The organism is Nocardia sp. NPDC049737, assembly GCF_040674755.1.
Lineage (GTDB): Bacteria > Actinomycetota > Actinomycetes > Mycobacteriales > Mycobacteriaceae > Nocardia.
This window is the reverse complement of the sequence record NZ_JBFANH010000010.1, coordinates 95,263-106,823: the sequence shown is the minus strand read 5'-3', so window position 1 is coordinate 106,823 and position 11,561 is coordinate 95,263. Positions and strand designations below refer to the sequence as shown.

General features: G+C 64.6%; 10 protein-coding genes. 6 read left to right on the top strand and 4 right to left on the bottom strand.

Going from position 1 to position 11,561, the window contains the following annotated elements; all coding sequences use genetic code 11:
* The first annotated feature begins 20 nt into the window (after positions 1-20).
* From AB0J47_RS15630 to AB0J47_RS15620, 3 genes are all read left to right on the top strand, one after another.
* Positions 21-1,004 carry an alpha-ketoacid dehydrogenase subunit beta gene (locus AB0J47_RS15630; RefSeq protein WP_364345815.1) on the top strand — a complete coding sequence of 328 codons (984 nt, stop codon included), beginning with the start codon at positions 21-23 and terminating at the stop codon, positions 1,002-1,004.
* An 11-nt stretch (positions 1,005-1,015) separates the two neighbouring features.
* On the top strand, positions 1,016-2,320 hold the full coding sequence (locus AB0J47_RS15625; RefSeq protein WP_364345813.1) for a dihydrolipoamide acetyltransferase family protein: 1,305 nt from the start codon (positions 1,016-1,018) through the stop codon (positions 2,318-2,320).
* A gap of 94 nt (positions 2,321-2,414) precedes the next feature.
* Positions 2,415-3,323, top strand: coding sequence for a bile acid:sodium symporter family protein (locus AB0J47_RS15620; protein WP_364345811.1), 909 nt, complete (start codon positions 2,415-2,417; stop codon positions 3,321-3,323).
* Here AB0J47_RS15620 and AB0J47_RS15615 read toward each other — a convergent pair.
* From AB0J47_RS15615 to AB0J47_RS15605, 3 genes are all read right to left on the bottom strand, one after another.
* Positions 3,301-3,732 carry a MarR family transcriptional regulator gene (locus AB0J47_RS15615; protein ID WP_364345809.1) on the bottom strand — a complete coding sequence of 144 codons (432 nt, stop codon included), beginning with the start codon at positions 3,730-3,732 and terminating at the stop codon, positions 3,301-3,303. The two genes, AB0J47_RS15620 and AB0J47_RS15615, sit on opposite strands and share 23 nt — an antisense overlap.
* 44 nt (positions 3,733-3,776) lie before the next feature.
* Entirely contained in the window at positions 3,777-5,408 is a 1,632-nt protein-coding gene (locus AB0J47_RS15610) for an MDR family MFS transporter (protein ID WP_364345807.1), read from the bottom strand.
* A gap of 164 nt (positions 5,409-5,572) precedes the next feature.
* Complete coding sequence (locus AB0J47_RS15605; protein ID WP_364345805.1) at positions 5,573-6,028, bottom strand: hypothetical protein; 456 nt, start codon at positions 6,026-6,028, stop codon at positions 5,573-5,575.
* Between the two features lie 790 nt (positions 6,029-6,818).
* Here AB0J47_RS15605 and AB0J47_RS15600 point away from each other — a divergent pair.
* Entirely contained in the window at positions 6,819-8,240 is a 1,422-nt protein-coding gene (locus AB0J47_RS15600) for a CYTH and CHAD domain-containing protein (protein WP_364345803.1), read from the top strand.
* Positions 8,241-8,294: 54 nt separating this feature from the next.
* Here the strand turns inward: AB0J47_RS15600 and AB0J47_RS15595 are convergent, their stop codons facing one another.
* Positions 8,295-8,573, bottom strand: coding sequence for an acyl-CoA dehydrogenase family protein (locus tag AB0J47_RS15595; protein WP_364345801.1), 279 nt, complete (start codon positions 8,571-8,573; stop codon positions 8,295-8,297).
* Between AB0J47_RS15595 and AB0J47_RS15590 the strand changes: the two genes are divergently transcribed.
* Together AB0J47_RS15590 and AB0J47_RS15585 are read left to right on the top strand one after the other, a co-directional pair.
* A complete protein-coding gene (locus tag AB0J47_RS15590) occupies positions 8,560-8,808 on the top strand; it encodes a hypothetical protein (RefSeq protein ID WP_364345799.1) in 249 nt (82 codons plus the stop codon). The two genes, AB0J47_RS15595 and AB0J47_RS15590, sit on opposite strands and share 14 nt — an antisense overlap.
* 491 nt (positions 8,809-9,299) lie before the next feature.
* A complete protein-coding gene (locus AB0J47_RS15585; protein WP_364345797.1) occupies positions 9,300-11,555 on the top strand; it encodes a serine/threonine-protein kinase in 2,256 nt (751 codons plus the stop codon).
* Positions 11,556-11,561: the final 6 nt, after the last annotated feature.

The following is an 11,561-nucleotide window of genomic DNA, read 5'->3' as shown; positions in this document are numbered from 1 at the left end:
AGGACACCACCGTGCCTGTCATGACCTATCGCGAAGCGCTGCGCGAAACCCTGCGCGAGGAGATGCGTCGCGATGACGACGTCCTACTCATCGGGGAAGAGATCGGCGTCTTCGAGGGCTCCTACAAGATCACCGCCGGACTGCTCGCCGAATTCGGCGACAAGCGGGTCCGCGATACCCCGATCGCGGAAGAGGGATTCGTCGGCGCGGCCATCGGTGCGGCCATGCTCGGCCTGCGCCCCGTCGTGGAACTCATGACGATCAACTTCTCGCTGCTGGCCTTGGACCAGATCGTCAATCACGCGGCCAAGATCTACGGCATGTTCGGCGGACAGACCAGCGTCCCGCTGGTGATCCGCACGCCAGGTGGTGGCGGCCAGCAATTGGGCGCGACGCACTCGCAAAACATCGAGCTGTATTACGCGTTCGTGCCCGGCCTGAAGGTCGTCGCGCCGAGCACTCCGGCCGACGCTCGTGCGCTGCTGCGCGCCGCGATCGAGGACGACGACCCGGTGCTGTTCCTGGAAAACCTCGCCCTCTACAACACCAAAGGCGAAGTGCCCGAGGATCTTCCGCCCGCCCGAATTGGCAAGGCAGCGATCACACGTGCGGGCACCGACATCACACTCATCGGCTACTCGCGAATGGCGACGATCGCCACCCAGGTCGCCGAACGCCTTGCTGCCGAAGGGATCTCGGCCGAGGTCATCGACCTGCGCAGTCTGCGCCCCTTGGATCGCGACACCATTGTCAACTCGGTACGCAAGACCGGCTGCGCCGTGGTGGCCGAAGACGACTGGCTCACCTACGGCATCGGCGCGGAAATCGCCGCCTCCATCTCCGACGGCGCCTTCGACTACCTCGACGCCCCCGTTCGGCGAGTCGCCGCAGCGGAAGTGCCACTGCCCTACGCCAAAACCCTCGAGCAGATCGCGCTGCCGTCCGCCGAATCCCTGTACACCGCCGCCGCGGAGACACTCGCGGCCGTCGGCCGACGCCGCTGAGAGGACATCACATGCCCGACATCATCATGCCCCGCCTGTCCGACACCATGGAGGAAGGCGTCGTCGTCGCCTGGCTCAAGCAGGTCGGCGACAAGATCAGCCGCGGCGATATTCTCGCCGAAATCGAAACCGACAAAGCACTGATGGAACTCGAGGCCTACGAGGACGGCATCCTCGAACAGATTCTCTTCGAGCCGGGCTCACGGGTCCCGATCGGCAACACTATCGCGCTGATCGGCGACGGAACCGGGTCAGCGGCGGGCGGATCGAACTCTGCCGCCGAAAGCGGTGCGGCATCGAGTGATACGGCAAAGGACCGTGCGGCCAGTTTGCCAGCGCAATCGGAACGCACTGGTAGGCAAGATAATCCGATCGAAGCGGGCGGAACTGCGCCCGCCGTTTCGACGACAAGAGGGGTCGGAGCGCACAAGAAGTCCTCACCGCTGGCCCGCAAGATCGCCCGCGAACTCGACGTCGACCTCGCCACCGTAACCGGCACCGGGCCGGGCGGACGGATCACCCGCAACGATGTCGAATCCGCCCACCGCACCATCGCATCCACGCCTGACCTACCGTCAGCAGTCCAGCCCGCGGCATCCGCAACCTCCGCGGCTCCTCCCGCAGGCGACTACGACGAGATCCCGCTCAGCACCATCCAGCAGGTTTCGGCCAAACGTCTCACCGAAAGCAAACAGCAGGCCCCGCACATCTACCTGACCAGCGCAATCGACGTCACCGACCTGCTGGCCTTCCGCGCGGAGATCAACCGCACCCTCGAACAAGCAGGCAAAACCAAGGTCAGCGTCAACGACCTACTCGTCAAGGCGGTCGCCACCACACTGCGCACCGACCCCGCCGTCAACGTCTCCATCGCCGACGACAAACTGCTGCGGCACCGCGGAATTCACCTCGGCATCGCCGTCGCCACCCCCGCCGGGCTCCTGGTTCCGGTCATTCGCGACGCCGACCGCAAAAGTGTCTCCGAAATCGCCACCGAGACCCGCGACAAAGCCGAACGCGCCCGCGATCGCAAACTCCGCGCCGACGAGATGAGCGGCGGCACCTTCACCATCTCCAACCTCGGCATGTTCGGCATCGAACAATTCACCGCCGTCATCAACCCACCCGAATCCGCCATCCTCGCCGTCGGCGCGGCCAAGGACGAACTGAGCCTCGACAACTCCCGGGTCGTGACCCGCAGCATCCTGCGCGTCACCCTCTCCGCCGACCACCGTGCGATCGACGGCGCCACCGCCGCACGGTTCCTCCAGCAGCTGACCGAAGTCCTGGAACACCCCCTGCGCATCATCACCTGACCGGCCTTCTCGCTGAACGGAAGGACCGGGCCACCTCACCGCCCCAACCGGCTACCGTTTTCCGCGTCCACTCCAACGCGACGAAGGAACACCAGTGAACTCACCGCTCATATCACTGGCTCTGCCACTGGCTTTGGCCGTGATCATGTTCGGACTGGGTCTTTCGCTCAGCGTCGACGATTTCACCCGTACCGCGCGCCAACCCAGGACGGTCGCCATCGCGCTGGTATGTCAACTGCTCGTGCTGCCGGTAATCGCGTTCGGTCTGGTCCTGCTCTTCGATCTGCCGCCGACCCTCGCAGTCGGCATGCTGCTGCTCGCGTCATCGCCCGGCGGCACTACGGCCAACCTGCTCAGTCACCTGTTCGGCGGCGATGTCGCACTCAACGTATCGCTCACGGCTGTCAATTCGGTCATCGCGGTCGGAACAGCACCTCTGATAACGAACTTCGCGATCGACTACTTCGAACCCGAAGCCGGTGCGAGCGGACTCGGTCTGCAGTTCGGCAAGGTAGTCCAGGTATTCGCGATGATCCTGATCCCGGTCATCATCGGCATGCTGGTGCGGCGGCTGTCCGCCGATTTCGCCGACCGGATGGACCGGCCGGTGCGCATCGGGTCGGCGCTGACCCTGGTACTAGTCATAGCCGCGAGCGTGATCAGCGGTGCCGCCGACCTGCCGGGATATCTCCTCGATGTCGGCGCGGTCACCTTTGTTTTCTGCCTGCTCAGCTTGTCGGTGGGCTACTTCGTCCCCCGTTGGCTCGGCGTCGATATCCGCCAGGCGATAGCATGCTCGATGGAGATCGGCATCCACAACAGCGCCATCGCCATCACCATCGCCATCAGCGTTCTCGACAGCACCGAAATAAGCGTGCCCGCAGGGGTTTACGGTGGAATTATGCTGCCGGTCGCGGGCGCTGTCGGTTGGCTCATCACCCGACGACACACCGTGGCTCGGACTGAAGAGGGTGCGGGACTCAATCGCCGAATTCGGCATTGAGGCGGTGTAGGAGTTCGGCGAGTGTTGCCAGGTCGGATTCGGGCCAGCTCGACAGTCGTTCGTGCAGCGCTCGACGGCGAGCCGCGCGGGTGGCGTCGAGCCGCTGTTTGCCGAGCGTGGTCAGTGCGAGCAGCTGGGCGCGACCGTCGTCCGGGTCGGGTTGCCGATCGATGAGTCCGAGTTCCTCGAGTGCCGAAAGTTGGCGGCCGGTAGTGGCTTTCCCGATGCGGAAATAGCTGGCCAAGTCGCTGGGACGGCTGGGGCCGATCGCATCGAGCCGCATCAGGAAAGCGTAGGCGGCGGGTTCGAGACCAGGATGGACGCGTTCGGCGGACTCGAACGAGGTCCTACGGCTGCGCCGCAGCGCCACAATGAGCTGTTCCTCGATCTCGTCGATCGTTTCGTTCACCGTCTTACCCACCTCCACAGCGCCGCGTGAAGCATACGGGTTACTCAGCAGTGGCCGACTCTACTCTCGGACGCGGACCCGGCTGCTTCGACTACGGGGTCGGGGGCAATTGTGGTGCGCAGCGGGACCTCCCGGATGAACAGGACAGCGATCAGCGCGAGCACCGCCAGGGGCGCGGTGTAGAGGAAGGCATCGGCGACGCCGTGTCCGTAGCCGTCTTCCACTACGGAGCGGACCGGAGCCGACAGCGCGGGCAAGCTGGGCAGTCTGCTACTCGAATGTGCGCCGCTGCCGGAGATCCCCAGCCGAGCCAACCCCGATTCTGTGTAGCGGGTGATGCTGTTCGCCATGACCGCCCCCAGTGCGGCAACACCGATCGCTCCGCCGAGAGATCGCATGAATGCGACAGTCGCGCTGGCCGCGCCGATCTCGTGGATGCGCACTTGGTTCTGTACGGCGACTACCAAGTTCTGCATGATCATGCCGACCCCGGCACCGACGCAGAACATGTACATGGCCAGCAGACCGTAGGGTGTGTCGGCGCGCACAGTCCCCAACGTGGTGACACCGACGACCATGAGCACACTGCCGATGACGAGGACGATCTTCCAGCGACCGGTCCGGGAAATCAACCGCCCCGACACGATCGACACGATCGCCAGCCCGAAGATCATCGGCAGAGTGAGCAAGCCGGCCGCGGTCGGTGACGCATCCCGGGCGAGTTGAAAGTACTGGCTGAGGAAGGTGGTGCCGGAGTACATGGCTACACCCGCGACCAGGGATCCGATGACGGCAAGCACGATGGTGCGATTGCCGAACAGGTGCAGCGGGATGATCGGGTCACTGGTCTTCGACTCCGTCAGCAGCAACAGCGCGACCAATACCACGGTGCCACCGAGCATCACGCCGGTCTGCCAGGACAGCCAGGCGTACTTGTCACCGGCGAACGAAACCCAGATCAGTAGCAGCGAGGTGGCGGCGGCCACGAAAAACGCACCGAGCCAGTCCACCGTCGTCTGCCGCTTGACCATCGGCAGGTTCATCGTCTTCTGGAGCACGACCAGTGCGACCGCCGCGATCGGGACGCCGATAAAGAAGCACCACCGCCAGCCCAGCCAGGAAGTATCCACGATGGCACCGCCCACCAGCGGTCCGACGACCGTTCCGACGGCGAACAGACCGCTCATGTATCCGCCGTAGCGACCGCGCTCACGGGGCGAGACCATGACCGCCATGATGGTCTGGGTCAGCGCCGTCATGCCGCCCGCGCCGACACCCTGAATCGTCCGCGCCGCGATCAGCTGTCCCGTGTTGGCCGCCAGGCCCGCGATAATCGAGCCGACGACGAAGATGACCAGGCTGATCTGCACCAGTAGTTTCTTGTCGACCAGATCCGACAGCTTTCCCCAGATGGGAGTGGTCACCGTCATGGCGAGCAGGGTCGCGGTGATCACCCAGCTGTAGGCGGTCTGGCCCGCATGCAGATCCGAGATGATCGTGGGCAGCGCGTTCGCCACGATGGTCGAGGACAGGATTGCGACGAACATGCCGCTCAACAGTCCGGCCAGCGTTTCCATGATCTGACGGTGGGTCATCGGGGTGCTGGGCTCGGGGTGCTTGTTCAGGTTCGGTGCGGCGCTCTGCTGGTCGGCGTCCTGTAATGGCTGCTGCGACATGGCAGGCCTCACTCTCTCGCGGCGCTAGTGCACGCGGCACCGAATTGCCCGCTGAGTGGATGTCGCCGCGGACCCCGTCGATAGTTGCTTGGGGCTACCATATCAGATTAGTTGCCCAAGGCAACTAGTCGGAGCCTCTCGTCGGGCCGGCCCGAGGCTTCGAGCTACGACAGAAGCCGTCCGGCTGCGTCGACGACGGGCGTTTCAGCTGCGGCACGTCGGGAGAAATCGGCCGCACCGGGCAGCCACGGTTTGGTTGCGCTGAAGAAGATCGAGGTGTTGAGGACCACCAGCAGCAGGCACAGCGGCGGAACCGCACCCACGATCGCTTTCGTGGCCAGCGAGAGCTCACCGGGATTCGTTATGTTGAACGCGTTTCCGACGACGCTGGCGGCGACACCGCTCAGCAGCAAAACCCCGAAGTACAGTCGGATGATTCCGGTCCGGTACGGCAATGTTCCAACCATCACGTAGCAGTATGCGATCTGAAAGACCGTGAGGCCCACCACAATCGGCCAGAGCCACGCGATGATGGACGGCGTTCCGGCCAACCGTGCCAGATGGTGTCCGAACGTGAAGGATGCGACCGCCGCCACTGCGATCAGGACCGAGGCGGACACAACAGCGACCCTGTTGACGCAGAGTCGCTCAGTCCATGGATTCATCTGTTCCTCCAAAGTGAGAAAGCTTGCGAGTGGCGGAAATTCGTCGCCGCCGAAATCGAGCGTGCGGCCAGGCAATAGCAAGAGTCGAACAACGAGGCTCGTTGCTTCCGGTCGATGTAACGAACCGATCGCTGTCCCGGGCAATCCAGGTTAGAGAAAAGCTGTGCGCGTGAACTTTTCGACGCGACTACCGCCGCGCGGGTCGGGATTGTTCGACGAGCTGTTGCGGCAGAATCGGTTCGGCGCTACGCGGGTAGTCCTATCGGCGACAGAGCTCGCTGCGCCGACGCCGCAGGCACGCGTCGCGCTAGGCCGGTTGTGTAGCGAGTTGGGCGATTTCGGCAACAACGAGCGACGATCGCACTGGTCACAACGGGCCCCTTCGGGTCTTGTCTCTCCTCGATGCAGCTTTGCCTGGCAAGTATGCCCCCACCGGCACACCGACACGCGGAATACCGACATCCACTGGCCACCGCACTGGATCGCGATCAGTGCTCTTCGCCCTGAGTCGCGACGAGCAAGGCGGCGCAGCTTCGCGCTGCGTCGAGCGCGCTCGGTCGAGGTGCGGATCCTCCATGTCGACGATTCGCTCACCCAGGTGGGGGGCAAGCCGGCCTGGTCGAAATGACCATGCCGCGACGTCACTTGCTGGCGACCGGCCAACTCCGCGACGAGATCGATCGCGGGGTGAACCCAGCTGTTTCGGGTGCGGTGGGCCGGGAACGCCCAATGTATGGAGAAAGTAGTGGAACGCGAAAGCAAATGGGAGGTCGACGGGGTCTTTACACTTCCGCCATTGGACAACCTGGCCTCCGACAGTCGTGTCGAAAAGACATCGGTCGAATTGACCAGCACCTATTTCGACACCCCCGAGCGAGACCTGCTCGCTCACAATCTCACCTTGCGGCGGCGCGAAGGCACCGACGAATCCGGTTGGCAGTTGAAAGTTCCCCATCCGAAGGGTCGCACCGAATTGCATGCCCCGCTCTCGGAGGAACTGCCGCCCGAGTTGATCGAGGTGGTCACCGGCGCGGCGCTGGGCAAGCAACTGCACGCGGTTACCACAATTCACACGCTGCGTAATCGCCACCGCGTACTCGGGCCGGACGGTGAATTGATAGTCGAAGTCGACGATGACATCGTCGATACGACACCGGCAGACAGCGGTTCCGTCGCCTGGCACGAGATCGAGGTCGAACTCGGCCCGCGGACCGACGCGGTACCCGCGGCGCTGGCGGACAGCCTCGCCAAGGCGGGCGCACGCAGGTCGGAGTTTCCCTCCAAGCTGTCTCGCGTGCTACCCGCGCGGTCCGGCCCGGACACCGACACTGCCGCGGAGCGCGCCATCTATAACTACATGACCGCGCAGATCGATATGATCTTCGCTGGCGACGTCGCTTTGCGCCGCGGCCAGGATCCGATCCACGACACCCGCGTCGCGACGCGGCGCCTGCGCAGCACCCTCCGCGTTTTCGGAAAGCTGCTGGACCGTTCCGCCATCGGTGCCATCGAGGACGAATTGAAATGGTATGCGGGGTTACTCGGCGATGTGCGCGACTGCCACGTCCAACATCGCCGTCTGGCCGACCAGGTGAACAAACTGCCGCCCGAACTCGTTCTCGGCCCGATCGCCGCGCGCATCGACAGCACGATCCTGGCCCGACAGGTGCCCAGCCGCGACGCACTCACCGCGGCCATGGACTCGACCCGCTACTTGAAGTTGCTCGCGACCCTGCATGCCTGGCAATCGCAGCCACCGTTCGACCGACGAGTTCGCCGACGTGAACTCGTGAAACGGACACACAAAGCCGCGCGCAAAGCCGATCACCGGCTCACGACCGGCCTGCACAACCAACGGCACGCGTCATTGCACCGAGCCCGCAAAGCCGCCAAACGAGCCCGCTATGCCGCCGAACTGCTCGAGCCCGCGGGAAAACGCAAGCAAGCGAAGCCGAACATCAAGTACTACAAGACGATTCAACGCGTGCTCGGCGACTACAACGACGGCATCGTATCTTCACAATTCCTGTGGCGCACCGCGACGACCGCAGGCACAACAGCGGGCGAGAACGGCTTCACCTTCGGCCTGCTGTACGCAAACGAAATGCACGCCGCCGACGATGCCCGTCGCAAGGCCGCCACAATCGCCGCGAACAGATATTCGTGACCTGAATTCAGTGATGAATCACTTTCGGCGGATTGAAAGTCGTTGCAGCACCGGCTAAGTCGGCCCCACTCCGGCCTCGGTCGCCGCCAGCGCGGCAACAACCTCCCCTGCGGTGAGCCTCGGCAGCCAGTCGCGGCGCTGCGCGGCGGTTCCCCACCGATCCAGCGCGGCGGCGACCATGCCGTGCACCGTGACCAGCGATCTTAAACTCGTGCAGTGTTCCCCGAGCGTCGCGGCGATCCGGCCGAGTTCACGAGCATCCCGACCCGCGCCACCGAATGTCACCGGCCGATCGGCACCCAGCAGCCCGGTCCGGGCCGTGAGCGTGATCATTTCGTCGGGCAAGCACGCGCGATCCCACTGGGCCGCATCCGATTCCGCGGCCACGACCCGTCCCGGACTGCTTGCGCTCGGCGAACTCGGCCGCGCGGGCCGCGGTACGGAAGTTGTCGAGATCGAGATCCTCGACACCGACCGAGATCCCGTAGGCCCGCTCGACGTCGACGATCTCCAGTGCCCGTGGGGAATTGATCAGCCCCAGCGCGAAAGTATCGTCGTCACTGCCTAATTCGACGGCGGCGATCGAGCCGAAGTACGCCCCGCAAAGAATCGAAAGTCTCACTCGCCGAATACAATTCGGAAATGAAATCCTGCCATGCCGGATCACAAATGTTCTTCGCATATGAACGACGCAAATGGCCCCACCCGGCACCGCAAATCGTCCCAATTATGGCGATAGGTATTGCAGCACTCCGGGTTCAGAAAACCCGACGAGCCACATTACGCGCCCGGTACGTCGAAAGCGCCAAGTTCGCAGGCTGGGGGGCGGATCGGTGACCGTGGACAGAACGCGGCAGATGCGGCATCAGACGCCGCCGGGCATGTCATGCAATTCGACAGAGAGCCGCGGCCCGGTTCACCAATTATTTAAAATCATCGGTCGCCGATGGGGGTGGACAAATGGACACAAGAGCGAAAGGCTGTTTGTGAAGTGCTCGCCGGAGGGATCCAACACCCCTCGGTGCGGGACCGAGCTCAACCACTTCGAAGCGAGCGACGATGGATCAGAACCTCGGAGCGAGCACACCCGGCGCCGGTGTCGCCCGCGCGACGGCAACGCGGACCGCGTTGACGACTCTGGTTGCCCAGTTCGCCGGGGACTGGAAAGCATCGAGCGAACCGCCCGATCTGGCGACCCACCTCCCGGTCGAGCCCGCGCTGCGACGGACCACGTTGATCGAGCTGATCAAAGTGGATCTGCACGAACGCTGGCAGCGCAGCGACAACGCGCTGCGCCTTGCCGACTATCGCGAACAGTTCCCGGAACTGGGCACCGCCCCGCTGCCGCCGGATCTCATCTACGAGGAGATCAGTGCCCGCAGCTGCCGCCACGACATCGACCTCACCGAGTACGAGCACGACTATCCGGCCCAAATGGCCCGCATCACCGAGACTTTCGACGTTGGCGGCCTGCGCAACACGCTGCTGGCCGACCCCAGGGCGCTCGACGCCCTCGACTCCATCAATACGGGCGCCTCCGTCGACGATTTCGATCTGCTGCTGCCGCTGGGCAGCGGCGCCTTCGCGCGCGTATTCCTGGCTCGGCAGCGATCGATGAGCCGACTGGTGGCGGTGAAGATCTCCCGCGACCGGGGCACCGAACCGCAGACGCTGGCCCAGCTCGACCACGACTACATCGTGCGCGTCTTCGATCAGCGTCAACTCGCCGAACAGCATCTGAAACTGATGTACATGCAGTACGTACCCGGCGGCACCCTGCTGGGCGTGCTGCGCTTGCTGCACAGCACCCCACCGGTCCGACGCGGCGGCAAGCTGCTGTTGCAGGCCATCGACGCCGCCACCATGAGCGGCGGCGTTCTCCAGCCGCAGCCCTCGCCCGCGCGCGCGGAACTGGAACAGCTCACCTGGCCAGAAACCGTCGCCTGGCTGGGCGCTCGGCTGGCCACCGCGCTCGACTACGCCAATCACCACGGTGTGCTGCACCGCGACATCAAACCCGCGAATGTCCTGCTGACCACCGACGGCCAGCCCAAACTGGCCGATTTCAACATCAGCTTCAGCCGCCACCTGCCCGGCGCGAACCCGGTCGCCTACTTCGGCGGCTCGCTGGTCTACATGTCCCCCGAACAACTCGAGGCCTGTCACCCCAACCTGGCCACCACCGCCGCCGATCTCGACACCCGCAGCGACCTCTACTCGCTGGCTGTGGTCCTGTGGGAGCTACTCACCGGACGGCGACCGTTCGACGACGGCTACGGAGCCGGCGAATCGGAGCAATCGTTGCAGGCGATGATCGATCGACGCCGCCGTCTCGACGATACGACCCTGGCGGGCGACCTGCCCCCGGACTGCCCGGCCTTACTGCGTCATGCGCTGCTCACCTGCCTTGCGCCCCACCCCGCAGATCGCTACCCCGGCGGCGCCGAACTGGCCCAGCAGCTGGAATTGAGCCAGGACCGGGCCGCCCGCGACCTGGTCGACCCGCCCGCACACAGCCTGCGAGCACGGCTGCGCATGCGGCCGATCCCGGTGGTGATTCCGGCAAGCATGTTCGGCCAAGTCGCGGCGGGACTGTACCTGTCAGCACATAATGTCCGGCTGATCCAACTCCAACTGGGCTCCGAGGCTGCCGGGCGGCTTACCCACCTGGGGTACGTGGTGATCGCGATCTCCTATCCGGTTGCCATCGCCGGCCTGCTGTACTGGTGCCGCAACGTCTTCCTGGTGCCCGACGGCCTACGCCGGGGCAAATGCTTCGACGAGGCCACCCTGGCCCGGGCACGCGCCGACACCCTTGCGTGCGGCGACCGGATCGCGGCGGTCGCGTTTATCGGATGGATCCTGGCCATGGGTATCTTCGCGGTGAAGCTGCTGTCGCTGGGGCCCATACCGGGCGGGCTGCTGGCGAATCTGATTGTCTCGAGCCTCGTCGCGGCCGCGGTGGCGGTCGTGTACACGTACTTTCCGGCCACCTTTTTCGTCTTGCGCTGGTACTACCCAGGTTTGGTCGCTGCCGGTGGCATCTCCCCCGACGACGCCCCCCGACTACACCGGCTGATCCGGCGCAGCCGCGTGTATCTCGGTGTGGCGGCATCGGTTCCGCTGATCGGCGTGTCGTTGGGGCTGATATTCCTTACTCCGCACCAGCAGCACACGGTGATCGGCTCGATCGTAGCGCTCTGTATCGGTGGGCTTATCGCCTTCGCCGTCGCCCTGCGCACCTTCTACGCCCTGCAATCGGATCTGGCGGCCCTCGAGCGCGTCGTAAACCCCCGTTTCCGATCCCACACCTGACGGCTG

Bases quoted from the DNA above. Each gene is read 5' to 3' on its own strand.
- AB0J47_RS15630 (WP_364345815.1), top strand. From the start codon at position 21: ATGACCTATCGCGAAGCGCTGCGCGAAACCCTGCGCGAGGAGATGCGT.
- AB0J47_RS15625 (WP_364345813.1), top strand. From the start codon at position 1,016: ATGCCCGACATCATCATGCCCCGCCTGTCCGACACCATGGAGGAAGGC.
- AB0J47_RS15610 (WP_364345807.1), bottom strand. From the start codon at position 5,408: ATGTCGCAGCAGCCATTACAGGACGCCGACCAGCAGAGCGCCGCACCG.
- AB0J47_RS15595 (WP_364345801.1), bottom strand. From the start codon at position 8,573: ATGATCACGCTCACGGCCCGGACCGGGCTGCTGGGTGCCGATCGGCCG.
- AB0J47_RS15585 (WP_364345797.1), top strand. From the start codon at position 9,300: ATGGATCAGAACCTCGGAGCGAGCACACCCGGCGCCGGTGTCGCCCGC.